Origin of the sequence: Metabacillus arenae (assembly GCF_014773385.1) — a bacterium.
GTDB classification, from domain to species: Bacteria; Bacillota; Bacilli; order Bacillales; family Bacillaceae; genus Metabacillus_D; species Metabacillus_D arenae.
Window position 1 is genome coordinate 127,381 of record NZ_JACXAI010000004.1, and the last position, 21,907, is coordinate 149,287.

Consider the following 21,907-nt stretch of genomic DNA (forward strand, 5'->3'; position numbering starts at 1 on the left):
TATATATTCTCTTGATAAAGAATGAACAAAACCTTCTGAAAAAATTGGCAAAAGAAATTTAAAGATATGTAAGCTTTTTCCTCTCAAACATAGTAGAATTAGGGCAGAAGTCTAGATGATCGGGTGAGGAAATGTCGAGAAAAAAGAAAGTTGTACTGTTATATTTTGGGTATAGCCTGTTATGGATATTTGCTACAGATGGGGTTTTATGGTTGTTAAATCAAGACCTTATGGAGTTTATTCTCCTGCAAAAATTGAAGGCTATTATTTATATTATCCTTTCAAGTTGCTTTATCTATTATTTAATCATTGGAAAAGAGGAATTGGATTCTGTTAAAAAGGAAAAAGAAAAGCTAAGGACGCTCATTAATTCCATGGTTGATTTTGTTTGTTTTAAAGATGGGGAAGGCAGATGGCTGCAAACGAATGATTTTGGAAAAAAGCTTTTTTATCTTGAAAAAATTGATTACAAAGGAAAAAAAGACTCCGAGCTAGCAGATTGTACAGGATTATTCCATGAAGCTTACAAATATTGTGAGCAATCTGATGAACAAACATGGCAAGCAGGAGTCGTTACAAGATCAGAAGAGGTAATTCCTCAGCTGGATGGTTGTGAGAAAACCTTTGATACGATTAAAGTTCCGCTTTTTAATAATGATGGTACTCGAAAAGGTTTAGTAGCAATAGGCAGAGATATCACAGAACGAAAGAATACAGAAAAACGACTATGTCAAAGCCAGCAAAGCTATAAATCGTTGTTTGAGTACAATCCGGAGCTTGTCTATATGGTGGATCTAAATGGCAAGATTACTAATTTAAATCCTATGTTTGAAAAGATCACTGGCTATAATAGAGAAGAATATATTGGTGAGCCAATCTTGCAAATTGTGGCGAAAGAGGATCAAACAAGAGTGAAAGATTCTTTTTATAATGTGATTGAAACGAGAGAATCATGGTCTGATCAAGAAATCCAAATTTTTAATGATCAATCTCAGCGTGTTGTTCTGAACTGTTCTTTCGTCCCAATGGTTATAGATAATGAAGTAGTTGGGGTTATTGGTTATGCTAAAGATATTACAAAGTTAAAAGCGACGGAAGAGAGATTAAGAAAAGTAGAAAAGCTTTCTGTTGTTGGAGAATTAGCAGCAAGTGTTGCTCATGAAATTAGAAATCCCCTCACTTCTTTAAAAGGATTTGTCCAATTGTTAAAGGGAAATGACGGAACAAACGATGCTTACTATAAGATAATGAATGATGAGCTTGATCGAATAAATGAAATAGTTAGTGAGCTTCTCGTGTTAGCAAAGCCTCAGGATATTAGATTTCAAATATATGATCTAAAAGCAGTGCTCTCAAGTGTAGTTTCTCTTTTGGAATCACAAGCCAATTTATATGGAGTTGAAATTGATTTAAAGTCACAAACGAATTTTTCCTTTATCAAATGTGAGCCGAATCAATTAAAACAATTGTTTATTAATATAATAAAAAATTCAATCGAGGCCTCTTCAACTAAAGTCGAAATTGCCATCAATAAATTGGAAGATCATCTGGCTGTGCGTATAAAAGATAATGGAACAGGGATTGAAAAAGAACGGCTTTCCCATTTAGGAGAGCCCTTTTATTCAATGAAAGAGAAAGGAACGGGACTTGGGTTAACAGTCAGTTACCGAATTGTAGAATCGCATAAAGGAAAAATCACTTTTGAAAGCAATGTCGGTCGAGGAACAACAGTTGAAGTATTGCTGCCCTCTCATGAAGGCGAGGAAGTGAAAAGACTAGGGTAGAAAGGCGGCAAAGAAGCGTCAGTCCTTTGATGACAAGCATAAGACGAGCTAGGCGCCCGGAGTTGGACAATGGCAAACGTCCTTTAATTAAACTAAAATTCATGTAATTATTAAAAAGAGGTTGAGGAACAGTTCGCAGACTGTTCCTCAACCTTTTGTTTAAAGATAAGCTTTTGTACCAAGTTTTCGTGTCTAGCTCCAGCGCCTAGCCCGCCTGAGGTCATAAGCCACAAATGAAATGAAGGCAAAGAACACCTTCATTTCATTTGCGTCTTATGCTTGCCTTAGGCTGACCAAGCGATTGCGCTTTTCTAATTTATCAATTAAGAAAAATGTCACCTTTAAAAAAATAGTAAAATTTTTGAGGTGGATAAACTGATTGCTTATTTTTCAAAATGCAAAATGTTTTTCTTAAGACTCCTCTACTGCCTGCTTGACTATCTCAGTAACGTCCGCTCTGCTGATTTTTTCTTTCCCATTATTTAATGCATTGAGTGTTCCATGAGCGAGTGCTAGTGGAATTTTACAGAAATTCAAGATTGAAGTAGTTTCAATATCCTCTATATAGGCGTCAGCTAAAGCAAGGTTTTTTCTGGCATATTCAAACATATCATCAAAATCCCAGTCATTAGGGAAAAAGTCGACTTCACCGCGTTCTAAATCTTCTTTTCTATTTCGTAAAATATTAACGGACTGCAGTCCGCGGCCAAAACCAATTGCAAGCTTTTCATCTGTTTCTGTTCCGTCATACCATTTCCAAATGTGAGAAAGCATAACCCCGACAAGGCCGGCAACATAGTAGGTATAATCATTTAAATCCTGTTCACTTTCAATTTTCCAATCCTTTAAGACCCAATCAGCCATTCCTTCTGCCATAATGGCGGTAGCATTTAGGACCTCCCTTGAAGCACCGGGAGGACAAAGGGTAATCCAATCGCTAAGACGCAAGGAAACCTCTGGTAATTGCTTTTGATAGGGCGTTAAAAGGTTTGAAAGAGCTGTATGATTAAACGGTTCTTTTTTCAATAGAGTACTAATGGAGCGTAATAAATGGTTTTTGGCTTCTTTTTCGAGAATACGGTGATCTTCTATCTCATCAATGGCTCTCATACAAAGGTAGGCAGATGTAACCGCTTCTTGTAAGCCTGGAGACAGGTGACTGATCGGAATAATAAAAGTTCTGCTTGTTTCAAGCAGCATCTCTGTTGCTTCTCTATGTAATTTCGTTGCACTCGTCATTTTAATCGGTCTCTCCTTTTTTCAAATTGAAAAGGCACTATTAAATATTATCTCCTTTAGCCTATGATTAAGCAATCAATAGGGGTCTTTTGAAGGAATGATCTAGATAAAATAATAACATATATTCGGTCCTTTTAAGTGGTTAACCTGCTAGGTTAACCAGAGAAATATTTCCACTCTTTTTTTTTCGGCAAAATCCATATATAGTGAGGAGAGAACCGAACCTGAGGAGGAAAGATTTGAAAACGAATGAGGAAATCTTTCAGGAAGCACAAAAGTTTATAACAGCTAGTTATCTTGAGCTGGGAAAAACAGAACAGGATGCCTGGCGTCGCCTAAAGGAAATTGAGTTAGAAATTGGGCTTCAAGGTACATATGAGCATACATTCGAAGAGCTTGAACATGGTGCAAAAATGGCTTGGCGTAACAGCAACCGTTGTATTGGCAGGTTATTTTGGAATTCATTGCATGTTTTTAACCAACGCAAAATTGAAACCGAAGAAGAGACATTTTCGGCTTTATGCAACCATATTGAATTTGCCGCAAACAATGGGAAGATAAGGCCTGCCATTACGATTTTCAAATCTTCAAAAGAAGGTCATAACGATATAAGAGTCCTGAATCACCAGCTTATCCGATATGCAGGATATAAAACAGATGATGGGATAATGGGAGACCCCCACTCGATTGAGTTTACAAGTTATTGTCAAAAGCTAGGCTGGAAGGGACCTGGGACTCACTTTGATGTGCTGCCTTTAGTTGTTCAATTTGGTAAGCTTCAACCGAAATGGTTCGAAATTCCAAAAGATTTGATTCCAGAAGTACCCATCATTCATCCCGAGCTTAAGGAATTTAAAGATCTAGGGTTAAAGTGGTATGGAGTCCCGATTATTTCCGACATGAGACTTGAGATCGGAGGGGTAGACTACAGGGCTGCTCCATTTAATGGGTGGTATATGGGTACAGAAGTGGGTGCTAGGAATTTAGCAGATCAGAACCGTTATAACATGCTCCCAAAAGTAGCTGCTCTTATGGGATTAAAGACGGATTACAATTCAACTCTTTGGAAAGACAAAGCACTTATTGAGTTGAATGCTGCTGTCCTTTATTCCTTTAAAAAAGCAGGGGTCAGCATTGTCGATCATCATACTGCCGCTGCTCAATTCCAGCATTTTGAAGAAAAAGAGAAGCTTGAAGGAAGAACAATTACAGGCGACTGGACTTGGTTAATACCGCCAGTTTCTCCGGCTGCTACTCATATTTTTCACAAATCCTATCATAATGAAATAGTGTCTCCAAATTATTTTTATCAAGAATCATTGTATAAATAAAGACCTTTTTTTACAGTTAACGGTACCAGGTATCAAAGGTAACTGGTACCGTTAAAATGAAATTGACATATTCATTCCAAAATTGTAAGCTTAAGATATATTAAAAATGAGAGCCCTTAAAAGAGGAGTTTGTTTTATGAGTGTGAGTGTTCTTAACTAATCCGTTAGTTTCATACGGTCTTGAATAAAGCGAAAAAAACGAAGCCAATTACTGGTTTATTTTGGTATGCGCTTTTCAAGAGTGGTTAAGAACAAGCATCATAGCATAGAAGAATGGATATATCCAGCTATGGCATGTTTTGTCATAGCTTTTTTGTGTAGAAATTATGAGGGTTTGTAGTCTGTTAGAAAAGATTACATTCTCTTTGATGCACATCAAATAGGGCTCCATTAATTGTCATTTCTTCTAGCCGTCATGAGCGTTTGTTCATGGCGGTTTTTTTATTGTGAAAATAGGAGGGGGAATACCCATGAATCAGCAAACGATAGATGTTTTAGGATATCAGGAAGTTTTACAAGAAGTAGCTGGCTTTGCTAGAACGAATCGTGCAAAGGAAACAATAGAGGCCTTGAGGCCAATGATAAATAAGCAAAAAATTGAAAGGTCCTTAAATGAAGTAGAAGAGGCTGTGAAGATTTTAAAGATCAGTGAGAGTGTCCCTATCCATACATTGGATGAAATGGAGCAATATATGAAGCAGGCTAAAAAGGGGCTGTATATTCGAGTCGAACAATTTCCGCGAGTTCTGTCTTTTATCTCTCATTGTAATAAGCTGAGGCAATTTATGAAAAGCAAAACTTTTGTTGCACCAACTGTTAGCCTGTATGCTGAATCAATTGATGATGTAAGTGAGCTGGAAAAAGAAATTTCCCGGTGTTTTAGGAACGGTCAGCTGGATGACCATGCTTCAAAGCAGTTGGCAATTATCCGCAGACAATTATCATTGCAGCTAAGTAAATTGAAAGATAAAGCCAATATGATGGTTAAATCGAAGAAATTCATTCCTTATTTGCAAGAAAAGACAATTTCAGAAAGGAATGGCCGATTGGTTTTGCCGATAAAAAAAGAATATCGCAGTAAAATTAATGGAACTGTGCTTGATACTTCTGCTTCTGGCTCTACTGTGTTTATGGAACCGAATGAGCTGGCTGAAACACAGGCGGATATTGAGCTGCTCCGATTTTCAGAGGAACAAGAGGCTGAACAAATTTTATATACCCTTACTGAGAAGGTTCTTGATCAAGAGAAGACAATTAATATCGCTATGGATACAATGCATCATTATGATGTTCTATTTGCAAAAGCAAAATACAGTCTTTTAATTAACGGAACAACACCATTGCTAAATGAAGATTATATGATTGATTTAAAAGAAGCAAGACACCCTATGCTAAAAGAAAAGGCTGTCCCCCTTTCACTTTGCTTTGGTGAGGAACACCGTGCATTGGTTATTACTGGACCGAACACTGGCGGTAAAACTGTGACACTCAAAACAATTGGATTGTTGACTATGATGGCTCAATCGGGTCTCCCTATCCCGGCGAAGAACGGAAGCTCTCTTCACATTTTTCAGCATATTTTCGTCGATATAGGCGATGGCCAAAGCATTGAAGAGAATTTGAGCACCTTTAGTTCAAGACTTGTGAATATCATCGAAATTTTGAAGGAAACAAATGATCAAACCTTAGTTTTGCTTGATGAGCTCGGTTCTGGAACGGATCCGAGTGAAGGCAGGGGACTGGCAATTGTGATTCTTGAACAGCTTTTTAAAAAGGGGGCAACCCTCTTTGCCACAACACACTATAGTGAGATGAAGGAGTTTGCTGAACGGTACGAAGGATTTATGAATGCTTCGATGGAGTTTGATTTAGAAACGCTTCAGCCAACCTATCGTCTTTTGCTTGGGCAAAGCGGGAAAAGTCAGGCCTTTGATATTGCCTTAAAGCTCGGATTACATCCGAAATTGATTGAAAAGGCGTTTGAAATCACATATAAAAATACCCATTCTTATATTCGTAAGCATGAGGAGAATGAGCTAAAAGAACTTCACTATGAAAAACAAATAGCTGTTAATAAATTTGCAAGAAGAGGAAGACCAAATAAAGAGAGAAAGGCTGTAAAGGAAAAAATAGCACAATATGAGCAAGGGGATAATGTGACTGTTACCTCTTCAAACGAAAAGGGAATTGTCTATAAAGGCCCAGATGCTCAAGGCAATTATATTATCCAAGTAAGTGGAGAAAAACGGACGATCAATCATAAAAGATTGCAATTGTATTTAAAAGCAAAGGATTTGTACCCTGAAAACTATGATTTCGATATTATTTTCAAATCCAAAGAATACCGCAAAGCAAAGCATCAGCTAGGCAGGAAATATCATGAAGGACTGACTTTGGAAACGGAGGAGAATGAATGAGATTGACGTATGACATTCGTTCAGAAAAACTAGATGACTATGAGGGTATAAAAGAATTAAATATACTTGCTTTCAATCATAAAGAAGATGAGGCTAAGCTGATTGAGCACATTAGGGAGTCGGAATTTTTCATTCCCGAACTTTCAATGGTAGCCGTCAAAGGAGCACGTGATATCATCGGTCATATATTATTTAGCTATATTTCAATTGAAACGGCTGCAAGAAACATTCCTACGTTAGCACTCGCTCCTATGGCAGTAAAACCAGAATATCAAAATAGGGGTATCGGTTCTGAATTAGTTGCTAAAGGATTAGATGTGTGCAAGAATTTGGGGCATGAGCATGTGTTTGTTCTCGGTCATCCTAAATTTTATCCAAACTTTGGTTTTATACCGGCGAAAGCATTTGGCATCAAATCACCGTTCTCTGTGCCAGATGAAGCTTTTATGGCATGTGAACTAAGGAATGATTCACTTTCCGGGATAAAAGGAACGGTTAAATACCCATCTTCATTTAACAAAGTCACTTAAAACAATTTATTTCATGAGGAAATTAATCCAAGTCAAATGGGTGGTACGCTTTGAAAGGCACCACCCAAGTTTATTTAAAATTAGTAACCACCGTAACCGCCGTACCCACCTGCAAACCCAGCTCCAACAATGATTAAAAGGATAAACAGGATTACAATCAAAACGAATCCGCCGCCGTATCCTCCAGCATCACTCATGTTAACACCTCCATAAACTACTCAGAGGTATATTATGTTCAAATACCTAAAATGACTGTGCATATGCCTATATAGGAGGAGAGCATTAGGATGGATTCTCCTATTAATAGGTTTTAAAGGATGTAAACCCCTCAATTTCATCTTTAGCAGACAGTTCGATGTGGGCTACTTTTGCAAATCGGTTTCCTTTGCGCAGGGCTGCAACAAATTCATCAAGGTTAGTTTCATCACCTTCTGCCTTGATTTCTACAGAGCCGTCTTCAAGATTTTTTGCCCATCCATAAACATGATGTTCGGCTGCTAAGGTTTGAGAGAAAAAGCGGAAACCGACACCTTGGACCTTCCCGCTTACAATAAGGTGATAGTGCTTCAACATTCTCACTCCCATTCTTATTTTAGGTTTGAGATCGTCTTGATCAGATCATTTTTAATATCATTCCATAATGCCTCATCTTTAGTAAATTTCTCGGAGATCTCTTCTGCAAAATGCTTGAATGCTTCCTCGTATTGAGGAGATTCCTTTTCAGGAAGTCTTATCTTAAGCTCGTCCACTAATACTTGAGCTTCTTGGGCACGAGGACCCCATTTTCCAACTTCTTGTCCATTTTTATCAAAGAGAACAATAATCGGAATGGAGCGCGCTTTTCCATTTGTTAAGTACTGATCCATTAGTTCAAGATTATCATCCCGAATTAAATAACGAGTTTCAATCAATGCTTCGTCTGCAATCCGCATAAAGATCGGTAGATTAACCATTGCATCACCGCACCAATCTGCAGTCAAAACGACCGCTTTATACCCTTTTAATTGTATTGCTTGCAGGGCTGGCGGATCGTCATTTTTAAGCTGGAATTCATTATAAACTTTTAATAGATGTTCTTGATGAACTTCCATTTTTAATATATATTCTTCTTTCGTCATTCCCTTTGCAAACCAATCATTCAGATTGCTCATTTGAGCTCCTCCTTTGAAACTGTATATACTACCTTCACTATAATGAATCTCTGCCTATTTTGCGAATGAAAGACACTATCAAGTTTAGTGGGCAGAGTAATTCCATTTTATGCTAGAATTGAATAGTGAGATTTTTATTACTATGAATCTATGGAAAGGGATGTTGAAAATTGTTTAAAAAGGTAACTTCTGATGTTCTTGGGTTAAGTGATGTAGGAAAGATTATCCACCCGAGCGATTACGACAAGGTGGACGCTGATGATTATGTAATGCATGAGGATAATGAGAAGATTTATTTTCTCATCAAATCCAAAGCTGATGAATATTGCTTTACAAATAAAGCGCTAATCCATTTAGACGGTACAAGCGCGATGAGTAAAAAACGTCTGCTGCGCCGGTATAGCTATAGTCAAAACACGATTACTCATGTTTTCCTTGAGACTGCCGGTACAGTAGATTTAGATGTGGAAATTAAATTTGTCATTGGTTCAGTGAACTTTTCAATTGATGTAAATAAAAAACAAATCGAAGAATTAAAGGACCTTTATAAAGCACTAATCAAAATTTCCGAGATTTGTCATGAAAATGAGTTTTCTCTCCAATTTAGTGAACAAAGCCTTAACCTTGCATCTGCAACATTGAACCGAGTACATTCGAAAGAAGAAAATATCGTCGAAAACTTTCAAGAAATAAATGAGCGGGCATTTAAATGGCTGCAGGATAATAGAGAGAAATATCATGTAAAAGATTTTGGGTTTGTATTTGAAAAATTTATTAATAACTGATAACAGATAACTATGAAAAAAGAAAGGGCTGCGGCCCTTTCTTTTTTTACCCTTTAGCGGGAACAACTTTATTTTTTGCTATCCAGTAAGTTAGCTAGGAAGTGTTTTTTAAACTTTTCTAGTTTCTTACCTTCATATTTTGTAACTCCGCGTTCTTTCAGTTCTTTAACATACCATCCTTTGCTTCCTGTATGCATAGAAAACACTCCTTTACTAGTTTTGTATTTTAATAAAAAAAGCCTCTACAGAAGTAGAAGCTTTTCAGGCGTCATTGTAACATCTATAAAGAGTTTTTGAAAAGGGATAAACCAAAAAAATTATTAAGGATTTTTTTAGGAAACATTTGGGTTTAATGCATCATAACTTTCAAATTTCTGGAACAACCCCCAATACTTGTATAGAAAGTAAGGTAAAGGTCCAGGTGATCCTTTCATTTGCTAATATGATAGTATGCTAACTTGTTAAAATGTGGGAAACTTTTGTTGACAGGAAAAGTTTTTGATCGCTACAATGAAGATAGTCATTAGTTAGTAGAAAATTTAGTGTTAAGGATGCTGGTCAAATGCTAAAAGTAGAAAAAAGGAAGCTTGGGAGAAACGCAATGATGCTCGTTTTGGCTCAGGATTCTGAAGCAGCTGGAGTATTAAATGAGCTTGATCAGCTAAGCTGGAAGCATTGCCAGGGAAAAGTTGGATCGATGGAGCTTCAGAAAATTGTAGCTGCGATCGAAACAGCTGCAAAGCGGAATGGTGTCGTTGAGAGTGGCTTATACAGAGAAATGCATGCATTATACCATGCTACAATCGAAGCGGTTCAAGGTGTGACAAGAGGGCAAGTTGAGCTTGGTGATCTTCTTCGTACAGTTGGCTTGAAATTTGCGGTTGTAAGAGGAAATCCATATGAAAATCCACAAGAAGGAGAGTGGATTGCTGTAGCACTCTACGGTACGATCGGCGCCCCTGTCAGAGGACTTGAGCATGAAACAATTGGATTGGGTATTAATCACATCTAAAATAAAGGTCGTTTTCAAAACCGTTGCTGCTGGAGCAACAAAGTCTACCCTTTTGAAAGGTAATTTTTCATCTAAGGTGAGACTATAAGCAAGTGGGAATTCATAAATTGTCTTAATTTATTAATATTTGTTAGCCTATAGATTTTTTAGACCATTAGGAGGCTGCACTCATTCAGATGTTTCTTTCATCTGTTTTGAGGCAGCCTCCTTTTTGTTTAAAGGATACCTTTATATTTTTAAAGAAAAGAAGGGATAATGAGTGATTACTTTAACAGGTCATACTTTAACATTGAACGAAGTCAGGCAGGTTCTATTTGAAAACGCAAAGGTTAAAGCCTCTGATGAAAGTATGAAGGATGCAGAAAGGAGCCGGAAAAGTGTAGAAGACATTGTAAAAGACAAAAGAGTCGTTTACGGCATAAATACTGGCTTTGGAAAGTTTAGCGATGTGAGGATTGATTCAGATGATGTAGAAGCATTGCAGACAAATTTGATTTTATCACACGCTTGCGGTGTTGGTGAGCCTTTTTCTGAAGAAGTGTCCCGCGCTATGGTTTTACTGCGGGCAAATGCCTTACTTAAAGGATTTTCAGGGGTCCGGCCTATTTTAATAGAACGTCTTATTCAACTTTTAAACAGCCGGATTCATCCAGTCATACCTTCACAAGGATCACTTGGTGCGAGTGGTGATCTAGCCCCGCTCTCCCATTTAGCACTTGTTTTAATGGGAAAGGGTGAAGTGTTTTATAAAGGGAAAAGAGTAGAAGCAAAATTGGCATTAGCTGCAGAACTGATTACACCTCTTACCTTGAAAGCAAAGGAAGGACTCGCTTTAATTAACGGAACTCAGGCGATGACTGCTGTAGGTGTCATCAATTATCTAGAGGCAGAAGACTTGGCATATCAGAGTGAGCTTATTGCAAGTATGACTATGGAAGGTCTGCAGGGAGTGATTGATGCATTTGATGAAGACATCCATGCGGCAAGAGGATATTCACAGCAAATTGAAGTTGCTGGAAGAATTCGGCATTACTTAAAAGGAAGTCAGCTAGTAACGAAGCAAGGGGAACTGCGTGTTCAAGATGCCTATTCTCTCCGCTGTATTCCTCAGGTTGCAGGTGCTACTTGGCAGGCGCTGGATTATGTGAAGGAAAAACTGTTAATTGAAATGAATGCGTCAACTGACAACCCGTTAATTTTTCAAAATGGCCAAAAGGTCCTTTCGGGCGGAAATTTTCATGGGCAGCCCATCGCTCTAGCCATGGATTTTATGAAAATAGCAGTCTCTGAGCTTGCAAATATTTCTGAAAGAAGAGTGGAAAGACTTGTAAATCCCCAATTAAATGATTTGCCTGCTTTTTTAAGTCCGCAGCCAGGTCTGCAATCTGGAGCGATGATCATGCAATATTGTGCTGCTTCCCTTGTTTCAGAGAACAAGACACTATCTCATCCAGCAAGCGTTGATTCAATCCCATCCTCGGCAAACCAAGAGGATCATGTAAGTATGGGAACGATCGCTGCAAGACACGCAGCCATGATCATTCAAAATGTTAGAAGAGTTCTGGCAGTTGAATTAATTTGCGCAATGCAGGCTGTTGAATACAGAGGAATCGCAAAAATGGCCGTCACCACAAGAAGCTTTTTTGAACAGGCAAGAAAAGTCGTGCCCTCCATTACAGAGGATCGGATTTTTTCAAGGGATATTGAAGCTCTTGCTTCCTGGCTAAAAGAAACCGAGTGGAAGAAACAATTAAGGGGGAATCAGAAATGGGTCAAGTAAAGGGAAAACGAATCGTTACAATTAAAACAGGTACTGAGCTTGAATGCAAAGGATGGGAGCAGGAAGCCGTTTTAAGGATGCTTTATAATAATCTCGATCCTCATGTGGCAGAAAAACCAGAAGAATTGGTCGTTTATGGAGGGATCGGAAAGGCAGCACGTAATTGGGAAGCCTTTGATGCGATTGTAAACACTCTTAAGCAACTTGAAGCAGATGAAACAATGTTAATCCAATCAGGGAAGCCGGTTGGAGTTTTCCGAACTCACAAGCATGCCCCGCGGGTTTTGCTTTCGAATTCCGTTTTAGTTCCTAAATGGGCAAACTGGGAGCACTTCCATGAGCTGGATCAAAAAGGTCTGATGATGTATGGGCAAATGACAGCGGGAAGCTGGATTTACATTGGGACACAAGGAATATTACAGGGAACCTATGAAACCTTTGCCGAAGTAGCAAGACAGCATTTCAATGGGACGTTAGCTGGAACGATTACTTTAACGGCAGGTCTTGGCGGAATGGGGGGAGCGCAGCCGCTTGCTGTTACAATGAATGACGGTGTCGTAATCGCCGTCGAAGTGGATGAAGCGCGTATTCAAAAACGGATCGACACGAAATATTGTGATCGAATCACCAACTCAATTGACGAGGCTTTAATGTGGGCACTTGACGCAAAAGAACAGAAAAAGCCGTTGTCTATTGGCTTAATTGGAAACGCGGCAGTGGTTCACTTCGAATTATTAAGAAGAGGAGTTGCTGTTGACATTGTGACTGATCAAACGTCTGCTCATGATCCTCTCAATGGGTATGTACCGGAAGGGTACTCTCTTGAAGAAGCAGAAAAGCTTCGAAAAAACAACCCGTCTGAATATATGATTTTGGCTAAAAAAAGTATGGCAAAGCAAGTGAAAGCAATGCTCGAATACAAAAGCAGAGGTGGGGTTGTATTTGATTATGGTAATAACATCAGACAGGTAGCCAAGGATGAAGGAATAGAGGAAGCGTTTGCGTTTCCAGGGTTTGTTCCTGCTTATATCCGTCCGCTGTTCTGTGAAGGAAAAGGACCTTTTAGATGGGCGGCTTTATCAGGAGACCCAAAAGATATTTATCGGACAGATACATTATTAAAGGAGCTGTTTCCAGAGAATGAGGCATTAATGCGCTGGATCGACATGGCTCAGAAAAAGGTTGCTTTTCAAGGCCTTCCATCCCGGATATGCTGGTTAGGTTACGGGGAACGGGTGAAAATGGGGCTTGCCATCAATGACCTTGTGAAAAAAGGGGAATTAAAAGCACCGATTGTTATTGGCAGAGATCATTTAGACTGTGGTTCCGTTGCTTCCCCTAACCGTGAAACAGAGGCGATGAAGGATGGCAGCGATGCAGTAGGAGACTGGGCTGTCTTAAATGCTTTAATTAATACAGCAGCCGGCGGTTCTTGGATTTCTTTCCATCATGGCGGAGGAGTTGGAATGGGATACTCCCTTCATGCGGGAATGGTGGTAGTAGCAGACGGAACAGAACTGGCAAAGGAAAGATTGGAGCGGGTTTTAACTACAGATCCCGGGATGGGTGTTCTCAGACATGCTGATGCAGGATATGATCGTGCTAAAAAAGTCGCAAGAGAAAAAGAGATTAAGATTCCAATTGATTTATAATGGCAGTTATCTTAAATTTTCGTGTGGCTAAAACCTTGTTACTTACTTCGATAGCTTAGTTTCTCCTAGAGGTAAGAAGTGGGATGTGAGACTTAAGCAATCTGAGACACAATGCTGGCTTTCTTTAATAACAACTGAGAGGAGATTTGTAAATGCAATATGATCTTGTCATTAAAAACATCGGGCAGTTACTCACAATGGAGAATGCAACAGGTCCTGTAAAAGGGAAACAAATGAAGGAACTAACTGTCCATGAGGGGAAAGCGATTGGAATAAAGGATGGAAAAACAAGTATTATTGCTGACTCCAAAGATCTAGAGCAAGCAGAGGCACATCATGTGATCGATGCACAAGGAAGGCTTGTCACCCCAGGCTTAGTAGATCCTCATACTCACTTTGTCTTTGGCGGTTCCCGCGAGAACGAGCTGGCACTGAAGCAGCAGGGAGTTCCTTATTTAGAAATTTTAAAGCAGGGCGGGGGAATTCTTTCAACTGTTAGAGAAACCCATAAAGCAACAGAAAAAGAACTCTATGAGAAAGCTTTGTTCCACCTAAACAGAATGATGTCTTATGGAGTAACGACAGTTGAGGGGAAAAGCGGCTACGGATTAAATCGAGAAACCGAATTAAAGCAGCTTAGAGTGATGAAAAGCTTAAATGAGAAAAATCAAATAGACATTGTATCCACATTCTTAGGGGCACACGCAATACCGCCTGAGTATAAAGACAACAAAGCAGCTTTCTTAGAAGAAATGACTGTTATTTTGGATGAAATAAAAGAAGAAGAACTAGCAGAGTTTGTTGATATTTTCTGTGAAACAGGGGTTTTTTCTGTTGAAGAATCAAAACAGTATCTGCAAAAGGCAAAGGAAAAAGGCTTTGATGTCAAAATCCATGCAGATGAAATCGACCCATTAGGCGGTACTGAGCTTGCAGTTGATCTTGGTGCTGCAAGTGGAGATCACTTAGTTGGTGCATCTAAAGAAGGAATTTCTGATCTGGCTGGTTCCAATACAGTGGCGGTGCTCCTGCCAGGTACAACCTTTTATCTAGGGAAAGATTCTTATGCAAGAGCTCGCAAAATGATTGACGAAGGGGCAGCTGTAGCTTTAGCGACAGATTTTAATCCTGGCAGCTCGCCAACTGAAAACCTTCAGCTAATCATGTCTCTTGCTGCTCTTAAGCTGAAGATGACACCAGAGGAAATTTGGCATGCAGTGACAGTCAATGCTGCTTATGCCATAAACAGGGGAGAGACTGCAGGTCAGATTGCTGAAGGCCGCAAAGCAGACATTGTCATCTGGAACGCTCCGAACTATTTGTATATTCCCTATCATTATGGTGTCAATCATGTTCACACAGTGGTGAAAAACGGGAACCCAGTGGTTGAAAGGGGAGGGAAGGGATGAGATGAGCGGACTCCAGCACCTTAAACCCTCAGGAAAAGCTATTTTTAAAGATAGGTATGTAAAAAAAACAAATGAGCTCTTGGGTAATCATGAAGGTGATTTTCACTTAATAGGAGCTCCCCTATCGAAATCCTCTATTAGCCATTCAGGGGCTTCGTTTGCCCCTGCAGCGATTAGAAGAATGCTGGCTTCTTATACAACCTATTCGATTGAGGATGATATAGATTTAAGTAAGGTCCGTATCCAGGATTACGGCGATGTGAATATGCATCCTATAGATGCTGTGGAATCACAGAATCGAATTTATCTATCAGTAAAAGAAGTATTAAGGAAGAGACATTCTGAAAATCTTATTTTATTAGGGGGAGACCATTCTGTTACAGCTCCTAGTGTAAAAGCTTTTCAAGAGCAAAATGGAAAAGTTGGTATTATTCAATTCGATGCTCACCATGATTTGCGAAATTTGGAAGACGGAGGTCCTACAAATGGGACTCCATTTAGAAGTCTATTAGAATCTGGGATTATTGAGGGGAAAAATTTAATTCAAATCGGTATTCGCAATTTTGCAAACGGTAAAGAGTATACAGACTATGCGAAATCTCAAGGAATAACGGTTTATACAATGAAGGATGTCAGAAGCCGCGGCACCAAGGATCTGCTAGTGGATAGCTTGGCTAAATTAGAGAAGGAGGCAGATCATATTTATTTATCTGTCGATATGGATGTTCTAGATCAAGCATTTGCACCAGGCTGCCCTGCCATTGGTCCGGGCGGGATGGATAGTCAAAGCTTGTTAGAAGCAATCGAATATGCCGGCACAAATAAAAAAGTAAAAGGGATAGATATTGTGGAAATTGATCCGACGCTCGATATCAGAGATATGACAAGCCGTTTAGGAGCTTGGGTGCTTCTTTCATATGTAAAAGGAAAGATAAAGGGATCATCCTGAAGCCAGCTCAAATTTAATAAATCCTCATGGTATTTTAGGGTTATGTTATTTTTTACCGAATAATCGAAAAAGTCGAATAAACAAAATATCCAAATCGACCGTAAATGCATTCGGTAGAAAAAGGTTCAAATCGTATTAGATTTGAACCTTTTTCACTATACTTAGGCAGCGATTTTATAAGTTAAAATAAAATTGTAATGAGTCGTTTTCTCCAAAATAGGATAATTAAAGACTATCCCTTCGTATATAATTTATGTAAAAAAAAGAGATGTGTGATTTTTTAACCTTATCTTCTAAAGAAGGCTAAAATTAAACAGGATACACAAAAATACGTAGAAACAAATATTGTGGAGAATGGAGGAGGGGCTAATTGGCTAATATATATTGTCCTATGTGCGGAGAAAAAAACGATTGTATGACAGGTGCTGGAGAACACGGTAACTGCTGGTGTGACAAAGAAGTATTTCCTAATGAAATCTTTAAATTAGTTCCTGAGGAAAGTAGAAGAAAACATTGTGTATGTATTAATTGTTTCACTAAATTTAAGGAAGAGCAGAAGATAAAGTAAATTTCAACTTATTTTAAACTAAAAACGCAGCAAAACGCCGCAAAACGCCGCGTTTTTTTTGTTGCAGAAATATTGGTAAATTTGGCTGTGAAATATCATGTGAAAGCCTATTTTCCACCTCACAAGTGAACCTGTTTAAGCATCTTTAAAAAAAAAACAGGAATCTGTATATCTTAATTGTATATTTGGTTCTTCTTTCCTTCACTATGTTAATTAACCAAATTTTATTATCCCTGACTGTCTTCGTCACTTTTGTATTCTAAAATATCTCCGGGCTGACATTCTAAAGCCTTACAAATTGCCTCTAAAGTGGATAATCGAATCGCTTTTGCCTTTCCATTTTTCAATATAGAAAGATTAGCCATCGTTATTCCAACCCTCTCCGAAAGTTCTGTCACACTCATTTTCCTTTTAGCCAACATCACATCAATATTGATTATTATCGCCATCTTATTCACCTCAGACAATTAAGTCATTTTCTGATTTTATATCGATGGCTTCTTGTAAAAGCCTCTGAAGAACAGCAGCAAAGACTGCAATAACCATTGAAGCAAAAATTATGACCATTCCGATTATTATGATACCTGGGGCATCGTCTGCCTCCGCCACGAGATAGAAAAGTGGCAATCCTAGAACAAACAGGCTGCTGATTGTAATTGCACATTTTTTAATATTGCTTAAAGCCTTTACAGATAATTCTGAGAACGCTTTGTTCTTGTCAATATAGCATAAAAGTTTAAAAGCTTGATACAGAGCAAAGTAAAAAGGTATCGCCGCTGCATACAAATCGATGAAAACAAGATACTTTATATAAGCAAAATCTGGATACAATTCTGCTGCAAACTCCGCTATCTCAGGCACCAAAAAGATGCACAAAGCAAGAACCGGGATTCCAATAAGAATAACAGCTATTTTTAAAAACAATGTTGTTCCACGTTTCATAAGTTTCATAAAAAACACCTCACTTAATGATTGTTAAACCAATTTTAACACAAATTTATCGTTTTACAATAAAATATTATTGCATTTTATTATATTATTATTGTTAAATAAATATTCTTTTAATTTTAGAGAAAAATAAAAAGCATTCCTCATTGAAATGCTCTATTACTTTAATCTTTTTGAAAAAAGTGGTGATAAAGGTAAAAAATACATGATAATATTATTCTGTAACTTAACCAAGGAGGTTACCTTAATATGTCAGAAACATGGAAAGATGTAGATCTTTATTTCAGCACTAAGCTTCAATCGTCTGATCCAGTTATGAATTCAATCCTGAAAGCAAATGCAGAAGCGGGTTTACCGGCTATTGATGTTTCTCCAAACCAAGGGAAGCTCCTTTATTTACTTGCAAAAATCAAAGGAGTAAAAAACATATTAGAAATAGGGACCCTTGGCGGCTATAGCAGTATTTGGCTCGCGCGTGCACTCCCCGATAACGGACATCTTATAACACTTGAATATGATGCAAAGCATGCAAAGACAGCTGAAGAGAACATAAGAAATGCTGGATTAGATAGTAAAATTGAAGTAATGATAGGTCCTGCACTTGAATCATTGCCAACCCTCAAAGAAAAAGGGTTCTCTAATTTTGATTTAATCTTTATTGATGCTGATAAACCTAATAACCCTCACTACCTGAAATGGGCACTAGAACTATCCAGCCCAGGAACTATTATTATTGGAGATAATATGGTAAGGGACGGACACGTAATTGATCATGATAGCGAAGACTTGAGTGTGCAGGGTGCCCGTCAGTTTATTGATTTGTTATCAGAGGAGTCACGCATTGAATCGACAGCAATACAAACTGTTGGTATAAAAGGATATGACGGGTTTGTGCTTGGGGTTGTAAAAGATTAAAGTGGTTTAATAAGTGAAAAAGGAGAATCCCTAATAAATGACTAATTTGGGTTCTCCTTTACTATTTAGGCTTTCTTTAATTTCAGTATTGATGATTTTTTAGTGAGCATTAGTGTTTAATCTCTTTTAAAATAATAGCTTGAGACAGCTTTTTAATCACACAGTCTTTTAAGTCTTCACCTGAAATAATACCAAGTGTAACAGCAGCTTCAATTTTTTCCTTATCTGGCTTTTTAACAACTGCAATGCAATCATTTAGATGAAGTTCTTCAAGCTTTTCAATCGTTTTTGCATCATTGAAACTCTCTGTTTTCCGAATTTGGCGTTGAAGCTTATAGTCTCCAACAAGTAATTCCGCTTTTTCATGCGTCCCAACTGTACGATCAAAGTAATCATTGAACTGTTTTTTCAACAAGTTCATTTCTTCCTCCATCTCTTTAGCCCTCATACTCAATTTGTGATAATAAGTTAGGAGTTCTTCTGTGATTTCATTAAACATTGCATGTCCTCCATTTAATAGATTCACTTCTTTGCATTCTATGGGTGAAAACAACAAGTTATGATTAATCAAAAAAATTGAATTTCTCCATTGACTGTTCCCTAAGGGCAACCTATTAAAATGAAAAGGAAGAGGAGGTTGATCATGCTCACAATTGGAAAGATGGCACGGATCTTTGAAATAGCATCAAAAACTCTGGCATTATGAAAACATCGGATTGTTATGTCTGGAACATATCGGAGCTGAAAACGGTTGCCGGTTTTATTGCACTGAACAAATTACTGTTCTGAAAAATTTACTCATCTTTATTGAAAAAGGATTTTTTCAAACCCCGTACAAAACGGCTTTGACCTTGAACTTTATGACGAACGATTTAAAGGCCCGGGTCACGAAGAATCACATGTAGACCTATATATCCCAATCAAACAATATCATTTTCTATAAACATCCAATTTTAAAAAAGTTCAGTCCCTTTTTAGTATATAATGAAAGCAAAGAAGTAAGAGGAAGGAATGTCCTATGGATTTGTTTACGATTTTATCAGAAGATAAGATTAAAACTGCGATTAAGGACGGGGAATTTAAGAATTTGCCAGGTCTTGGAAAATACTTTGAGTTAGAGGATTTGTCGCACATTCCAGAAGAACTCCGAGTAGGTTACAAAATGATGAAAAACGCAGGGATGATAAATGAGGCAGATAACCTAAAGAAAGAAATCAATACTATCGAAAAGCTAATGGATGCCTGTAATGATGAAGCGGAATCGTCAAGGCTTAAGCAAGAACTCACCGAGAAAAGTTTGAAACTTGACAGGTTATTTAAAAAGCGGAAAGCCCTCAATACTCCCGCCTCCGCTTTTTATAAAGAAAAAATATATAACAAACTGAAATAAGCGTGAGCGAATGCTCATGCTTTTTTTCTTAAGATATGTATAAAAAAACAAAAAACCAAAATATTAAAAAAGAAGATAAAATTGTGAGGTGAGATAAAATGTTTGGCTTTGGAAAAGACCGCAAAAAAGAAAGAAAAGCTCCAGGAGTAAAAGACGCATCTGCAATGAACAATGCCTTGAATGAAGCAGAAAAAGCACTTGAGGGAGATCCTCTGCAAGAAGCAGTTAAAAAGAAACAGAACTAGTTATTATATGTAGAACGAGCCGATGTGCTCGTTTTTTCCATTTTGATTTACTGGATGGAAAAACATAATACAACCTCACCTAACCCCAGTCTCACTTACAAACCAGCTAAACCTTAGAAATTATTAACGTTTTCCTTTAAAATAGGAAGTACCAAATTGCACGAAGTGAGGGATGGTTATGAATGTTGTTTGGTTTAAAAGGGACCTTCGAATTGCCGATCATCAGCCTTTATATGAAGCATGTAAATATGAAGAAGTCTTTCCGCTGTATATTGTTGAACCATCCATTTGGGCTCTTCCTGATTTGTCCATCCGCCATTTTCAATTTGTTGTTGAGAGTTTACTAGAATTAAAGGCTTCGATTGAGGAGCGGGGAGGTAAGTTGTTTCTTTTTATTGGAGAAATGGAAGAAGCCTTAAATGAGATTTATGAAACATTTGGGATGTTTCAGTTATTTACTCATGAGGAAAATGAAACAATGGAAACAAATTTCAGGGATACAAAAGTACGCCAATGGATGAAAGAAAAGGGGCTGCCATATTATGAATATCAACAAATCGGTGTAGTAAGTAAGTGTGAAAACCGATATTTATTTCAAAAAAAGTGGTCTGAGTATATGAACAATGCCATCTTAGAAGCACCAAGCAGAGTGGCTTCCCCATCTATTCTTCCAAATGGCTTTTTTATTGAAGTTAATCGATTGAATAGCTTCCATGTAAAAGGAGAAAGAATTCGCTTTGGTCAGGTAGGCGGTGAATCGAAAGCAATTGAAACGCTGGAATCTTTTTTAGAGGAACGGTCTAAATCCTATCAGCTCCATTTGTCAAAACCAATCCAATCAACAGCCTCTTCAAGCAGGCTCTCACCTTATTTGGCGTGGGGAAACATCTCTCTTAGAACAATTGTGAAAAAAACGGAGTATTTCCTCGGAAATTGTGAAAATTTGATTCACAAGAAACAATTAAAAGCATTTTCCTCAAGGTTAAAGACGAATTGCAGCTTGATTCAAAGAATAGAAGATGAGCAAGAAACAATAATCCCTGCCTTTGATAATGTGAGAACAGACTGGGATGAAAAGCTTTTTCAAGCATGGCTTGAAGGGAGAACAGGAGTCCCGATGGTCGATGCCGTTATGAGATGTTTGCATAAAACCGGGTGGGTAAATTTTACGTCAAGGGCTATCGCTGTGTCCTTTATTTGTAATACATTGCTTATGGATTGGAAAAAACCATCTCACGTATTAGCTTCACTTTTTCTAGATTATGAACCTGGCATTCATTACAATCAGATAAAATTGCAAGCTGGAATATCAGACATAAAAAAGATGAGGATTTATAATCCCGTAAGACTTGGAAAAAATCTTGATCCAACTGGAGAGTTTATTAAACGATATGTCAAGGAGCTCAAAGCTGTACCCGAACAATATATTCATGAACCTTGGTTGTATCCTGGTTTCTTCCAATTAGGGTATCCTGCGCCAATAATCGACATTGACCGCGCAAACCAAAAAGCAAATGAATTATTGAGAAGTATGAAGGGGAATGGTGAAACACAGGATTATAAGCAGTCTAGTCGGAAAAAGAACAATCAAAATCAGGAAACAGAAGAATCAGAGCAGCTTTCTTTTGATCTATGAATTGAAATTGATCAAAAGAAGGCATTTTTTATGACGTACACTTAGACTGAAAAATTCGGTTAAGAACGAGGCCTCACATTGAATAGCTTCCCCATCTAATTAATCCCCTGATATCCCTATGACTCCCCTTTTTACTAGAAACTAAAAAGTTGGCACTCCCAAAAAC

Annotated in this window: 23 protein-coding genes; 15 read left to right on the forward strand and 8 right to left on the reverse strand. The window is 38.0% G+C overall.

What is annotated here, in order from left to right; all coding sequences use genetic code 11:
• Positions 1–131 precede the first annotated feature (131 nt).
• Complete coding sequence (locus IC621_RS04960) at positions 132–1,784, forward strand: PAS domain-containing sensor histidine kinase (protein ID WP_191156346.1); 1,653 nt, start codon at positions 132–134, stop codon at positions 1,782–1,784.
• A 411-nt stretch (positions 1,785–2,195) separates the two neighbouring features.
• Here IC621_RS04960 and IC621_RS04965 read toward each other — a convergent pair whose 3' ends face one another.
• Positions 2,196–3,023, reverse strand: coding sequence for a squalene/phytoene synthase family protein (locus IC621_RS04965; protein WP_191156348.1), 828 nt, complete (start codon positions 3,021–3,023; stop codon positions 2,196–2,198).
• A 239-nt stretch (positions 3,024–3,262) separates the two neighbouring features.
• On the opposite strand from IC621_RS04965, the gene IC621_RS04970 reads away from it, so the two are divergent.
• From IC621_RS04970 to IC621_RS04980, 3 genes are all read left to right on the forward strand, one after another.
• On the forward strand, positions 3,263–4,354 hold the full coding sequence (locus tag IC621_RS04970; RefSeq protein ID WP_191156350.1) for a nitric oxide synthase oxygenase: 1,092 nt from the start codon (positions 3,263–3,265) through the stop codon (positions 4,352–4,354).
• Between the two features lie 470 nt (positions 4,355–4,824).
• Entirely contained in the window at positions 4,825–6,771 is a 1,947-nt protein-coding gene (locus IC621_RS04975) for an endonuclease MutS2 (protein ID WP_191156351.1), read from the forward strand.
• Positions 6,768–7,301, forward strand: a complete 534-nt coding sequence (locus IC621_RS04980) for a GNAT family N-acetyltransferase (protein WP_191156353.1) — start codon at positions 6,768–6,770, stop codon at positions 7,299–7,301. Before IC621_RS04975 ends, IC621_RS04980 begins: the two co-directional genes overlap by 4 nt.
• A gap of 80 nt (positions 7,302–7,381) precedes the next feature.
• Here the strand turns inward: IC621_RS04980 and IC621_RS04985 are convergent, their stop codons facing one another.
• The 3 genes from IC621_RS04985 to IC621_RS04995 form a co-directional block, all read right to left on the reverse strand.
• Entirely contained in the window at positions 7,382–7,498 is a 117-nt protein-coding gene (locus tag IC621_RS04985) for a YjcZ family sporulation protein (RefSeq protein ID WP_191156355.1), read from the reverse strand.
• A 103-nt stretch (positions 7,499–7,601) separates the two neighbouring features.
• Positions 7,602–7,874 carry an acylphosphatase gene (locus IC621_RS04990; RefSeq protein WP_191156357.1) on the reverse strand — a complete coding sequence of 91 codons (273 nt, stop codon included), beginning with the start codon at positions 7,872–7,874 and terminating at the stop codon, positions 7,602–7,604.
• Between the two features lie 14 nt (positions 7,875–7,888).
• Positions 7,889–8,452: a thioredoxin family protein gene (locus tag IC621_RS04995; protein ID WP_191156360.1), complete on the reverse strand. Its 564-nt coding sequence runs from the start codon at positions 8,450–8,452 to the stop codon at positions 7,889–7,891.
• 170 nt (positions 8,453–8,622) lie between these two features.
• On the opposite strand from IC621_RS04995, the gene IC621_RS05000 reads away from it, so the two are divergent.
• Positions 8,623–9,237: a PH domain-containing protein gene (locus IC621_RS05000; protein ID WP_191156362.1), complete on the forward strand. Its 615-nt coding sequence runs from the start codon at positions 8,623–8,625 to the stop codon at positions 9,235–9,237.
• Between the two features lie 68 nt (positions 9,238–9,305).
• Here the strand turns inward: IC621_RS05000 and IC621_RS05005 are convergent, their stop codons facing one another.
• The gene (locus tag IC621_RS05005; RefSeq protein ID WP_191156364.1) at positions 9,306–9,434 is read right to left on the reverse strand and encodes a DUF2639 domain-containing protein; all 129 of its coding nucleotides are present in this window, start codon (positions 9,432–9,434) and stop codon (positions 9,306–9,308) included.
• Between the two features lie 365 nt (positions 9,435–9,799).
• On the opposite strand from IC621_RS05005, the gene hutP reads away from it, so the two are divergent.
• The 6 genes from hutP to IC621_RS05035 all read left to right on the forward strand — a co-directional run bounded on the left by hutP (position 9,800) and on the right by IC621_RS05035 (position 16,607).
• On the forward strand, positions 9,800–10,249 hold the full coding sequence (gene hutP / locus IC621_RS05010; protein ID WP_191156366.1) for a hut operon transcriptional regulator HutP: 450 nt from the start codon (positions 9,800–9,802) through the stop codon (positions 10,247–10,249).
• 259 nt (positions 10,250–10,508) lie between these two features.
• The gene (gene hutH, locus IC621_RS05015) at positions 10,509–12,029 is read left to right on the forward strand and encodes a histidine ammonia-lyase (protein ID WP_191156368.1); all 1,521 of its coding nucleotides are present in this window, start codon (positions 10,509–10,511) and stop codon (positions 12,027–12,029) included.
• Positions 12,017–13,681: a urocanate hydratase gene (gene hutU, locus IC621_RS05020; RefSeq protein ID WP_191156370.1), complete on the forward strand. Its 1,665-nt coding sequence runs from the start codon at positions 12,017–12,019 to the stop codon at positions 13,679–13,681. The genes hutH and hutU overlap by 13 nt, the downstream gene beginning before the upstream one ends.
• A 152-nt stretch (positions 13,682–13,833) precedes the next feature.
• Positions 13,834–15,090, forward strand: a complete 1,257-nt coding sequence (hutI, locus tag IC621_RS05025) for an imidazolonepropionase (RefSeq protein WP_191156372.1) — start codon at positions 13,834–13,836, stop codon at positions 15,088–15,090.
• A 1-nt stretch (position 15,091) separates the two neighbouring features.
• Positions 15,092–16,039: a formimidoylglutamase gene (hutG, locus tag IC621_RS05030; RefSeq protein WP_191156374.1), complete on the forward strand. Its 948-nt coding sequence runs from the start codon at positions 15,092–15,094 to the stop codon at positions 16,037–16,039.
• A gap of 370 nt (positions 16,040–16,409) precedes the next feature.
• Positions 16,410–16,607, forward strand: coding sequence for a cysteine-rich CWC family protein (locus IC621_RS05035; RefSeq protein WP_191156376.1), 198 nt, complete (start codon positions 16,410–16,412; stop codon positions 16,605–16,607).
• A 227-nt stretch (positions 16,608–16,834) separates the two neighbouring features.
• Here IC621_RS05035 and IC621_RS05040 read toward each other — a convergent pair whose 3' ends face one another.
• Together IC621_RS05040 and IC621_RS05045 are read right to left on the reverse strand one after the other, a co-directional pair.
• A complete protein-coding gene (locus tag IC621_RS05040; RefSeq protein ID WP_013840464.1) occupies positions 16,835–17,056 on the reverse strand; it encodes a helix-turn-helix domain-containing protein in 222 nt (73 codons plus the stop codon).
• 10 nt (positions 17,057–17,066) lie between these two features.
• Positions 17,067–17,549 (reverse strand): DUF2975 domain-containing protein, encoded by a 483-nt coding sequence (locus tag IC621_RS05045; RefSeq protein WP_191156551.1) that lies wholly within the window; start codon positions 17,547–17,549, stop codon positions 17,067–17,069.
• Positions 17,550–17,804: 255 nt separating this feature from the next.
• On the opposite strand from IC621_RS05045, the gene IC621_RS05050 reads away from it, so the two are divergent.
• A complete protein-coding gene (locus tag IC621_RS05050; protein ID WP_191156378.1) occupies positions 17,805–18,470 on the forward strand; it encodes an O-methyltransferase in 666 nt (221 codons plus the stop codon).
• A 109-nt stretch (positions 18,471–18,579) separates the two neighbouring features.
• On the opposite strand, the gene IC621_RS05055 is transcribed toward IC621_RS05050, so the two are convergent.
• The gene (locus IC621_RS05055) at positions 18,580–18,969 is read right to left on the reverse strand and encodes a hypothetical protein (RefSeq protein WP_191156380.1); all 390 of its coding nucleotides are present in this window, start codon (positions 18,967–18,969) and stop codon (positions 18,580–18,582) included.
• A gap of 519 nt (positions 18,970–19,488) precedes the next feature.
• On the opposite strand from IC621_RS05055, the gene IC621_RS05060 reads away from it, so the two are divergent.
• The 3 genes from IC621_RS05060 to IC621_RS05070 all read left to right on the forward strand — a co-directional run bounded on the left by IC621_RS05060 (position 19,489) and on the right by IC621_RS05070 (position 21,741).
• Entirely contained in the window at positions 19,489–19,860 is a 372-nt protein-coding gene (locus IC621_RS05060) for a DnaJ family domain-containing protein (protein ID WP_191156382.1), read from the forward strand.
• Between the two features lie 98 nt (positions 19,861–19,958).
• A complete protein-coding gene (gene sspJ, locus IC621_RS05065) occupies positions 19,959–20,105 on the forward strand; it encodes a small acid-soluble spore protein SspJ (protein WP_191156384.1) in 147 nt (48 codons plus the stop codon).
• A gap of 178 nt (positions 20,106–20,283) precedes the next feature.
• Positions 20,284–21,741, forward strand: a complete 1,458-nt coding sequence (locus IC621_RS05070; RefSeq protein ID WP_224752323.1) for an FAD-binding domain-containing protein — start codon at positions 20,284–20,286, stop codon at positions 21,739–21,741.
• The last annotated feature ends 166 nt before the right edge of the window (positions 21,742–21,907 follow it).

Bases quoted from the DNA above. Each gene is read 5' to 3' on its own strand.
- IC621_RS04960 (WP_191156346.1), top strand. From the start codon at position 132: ATGTCGAGAAAAAAGAAAGTTGTACTGTTATATTTTGGGTATAGCCTG.
- IC621_RS04965 (WP_191156348.1), bottom strand. From the start codon at position 3,023: ATGACGAGTGCAACGAAATTACATAGAGAAGCAACAGAGATGCTGCTT.
- IC621_RS04975 (WP_191156351.1), top strand. From the start codon at position 4,825: ATGAATCAGCAAACGATAGATGTTTTAGGATATCAGGAAGTTTTACAA.
- IC621_RS04980 (WP_191156353.1), top strand. From the start codon at position 6,768: ATGAGATTGACGTATGACATTCGTTCAGAAAAACTAGATGACTATGAG.
- IC621_RS04985 (WP_191156355.1), bottom strand. From the start codon at position 7,498: ATGAGTGATGCTGGAGGATACGGCGGCGGATTCGTTTTGATTGTAATC.
- IC621_RS04990 (WP_191156357.1), bottom strand. From the start codon at position 7,874: ATGTTGAAGCACTATCACCTTATTGTAAGCGGGAAGGTCCAAGGTGTC.
- IC621_RS04995 (WP_191156360.1), bottom strand. From the start codon at position 8,452: ATGAGCAATCTGAATGATTGGTTTGCAAAGGGAATGACGAAAGAAGAA.
- IC621_RS05005 (WP_191156364.1), bottom strand. From the start codon at position 9,434: ATGCATACAGGAAGCAAAGGATGGTATGTTAAAGAACTGAAAGAACGC.
- hutP (WP_191156366.1), top strand. From the start codon at position 9,800: ATGCTAAAAGTAGAAAAAAGGAAGCTTGGGAGAAACGCAATGATGCTC.
- hutU (WP_191156370.1), top strand. From the start codon at position 12,017: ATGGGTCAAGTAAAGGGAAAACGAATCGTTACAATTAAAACAGGTACT.
- hutI (WP_191156372.1), top strand. From the start codon at position 13,834: ATGCAATATGATCTTGTCATTAAAAACATCGGGCAGTTACTCACAATG.
- hutG (WP_191156374.1), top strand. From the start codon at position 15,092: ATGAGCGGACTCCAGCACCTTAAACCCTCAGGAAAAGCTATTTTTAAA.
- IC621_RS05040 (WP_013840464.1), bottom strand. From the start codon at position 17,056: ATGGCGATAATAATCAATATTGATGTGATGTTGGCTAAAAGGAAAATG.
- IC621_RS05045 (WP_191156551.1), bottom strand. From the start codon at position 17,549: ATGAAACGTGGAACAACATTGTTTTTAAAAATAGCTGTTATTCTTATT.
- IC621_RS05050 (WP_191156378.1), top strand. From the start codon at position 17,805: ATGTCAGAAACATGGAAAGATGTAGATCTTTATTTCAGCACTAAGCTT.
- IC621_RS05055 (WP_191156380.1), bottom strand. From the start codon at position 18,969: ATGTTTAATGAAATCACAGAAGAACTCCTAACTTATTATCACAAATTG.
- IC621_RS05060 (WP_191156382.1), top strand. From the start codon at position 19,489: ATGGATTTGTTTACGATTTTATCAGAAGATAAGATTAAAACTGCGATT.
- sspJ (WP_191156384.1), top strand. From the start codon at position 19,959: ATGTTTGGCTTTGGAAAAGACCGCAAAAAAGAAAGAAAAGCTCCAGGA.
- IC621_RS05070 (WP_224752323.1), top strand. From the start codon at position 20,284: ATGAATGTTGTTTGGTTTAAAAGGGACCTTCGAATTGCCGATCATCAG.